The 849-nt window shown below is 40.0% G+C and carries 1 protein-coding gene; it reads left to right on the top strand.

What is annotated here, in order from left to right:
* Window positions 1–811, top strand: an 811-nt coding sequence (locus DWU89_RS20430; protein WP_115501455.1) for a FimB/Mfa2 family fimbrial subunit, incomplete at its 5' end; no start/stop codon positions are given.
* Window positions 812–849: the final 38 nt, after the last annotated feature.

Genomic DNA, 849 nt, shown 5'->3' with positions numbered 1-849 from the left:
CCAGGTGCCTTTGAACATTGAAGCTCCTTTCTCCGTTATTCTCAAAGCTTATTCGGAAAATCAGGATATCACTTCAAGAGGTGACGTTAAGAGCACTACACTGTATGTTTTCGACGAAAACAATGATTTCTACAAACAAATCACAGTCGACAGAGATTATCTGCTCCAGGTAAAGCCGGTTGAGATCAGCTGCCCGGGATCAAAGAAGATTACTGTTGTCGCTTGGGCCGGTCTTTCTAATGACAGCGAAGAAATCAGCAACATGAACCAGGCGAATATCATCTCAGACCTGCAAGTGAGCTTAAAAAATAACAACGGTGTGGCAAACAGCCTGCCGAGCGACCTGTTCTACGGACAAGTAACCGTTTACCGTTCAGCTACGAAGGCGGCTGCACAGGAATTAAAAATCGAACGCAAGGTTTCTTCCATGTCTATCCTGACAAAAGGTGTTTTCAAAGTTTTCGATTCTAAAGAAGGAAATTACTACTACAAAATAAAAAGAACGAAAAGTTCTTTCAATTGCAATGGAGAATTAACCGGTAGCGATATCGAATATATTATTCCGGCTACTTTAAATGAAAAAGGGAATTTGACTACAGGTACATTCTCTATTTTACCGACCGATAACGTTACTATAGAGCTTTACAGAGACGATGTTATGGTACTTTCTTCCGAAAATGTCAAAAATTCAGAAAACGTGCCTGCAAACGAAGGAGAACAAACAAATATCGTTTTTGACCTTTCTCGCAACAATATTAGCGTTGACGTTTCAGACTGGGGTACTGTTATTCAGTATGTTACAGTCGGATAATTTGCCCTCAATTTTTTTATATGCAATAGGCGCACATT

The organism is Parabacteroides acidifaciens (assembly GCF_003363715.1).
In the GTDB taxonomy this organism is placed as follows: domain Bacteria; phylum Bacteroidota; class Bacteroidia; order Bacteroidales; family Tannerellaceae; genus Parabacteroides; species Parabacteroides acidifaciens.
The sequence above is the reverse complement of the archived record's forward strand: the minus strand, read 5'-3'. Positions and strand labels throughout refer to the sequence as shown.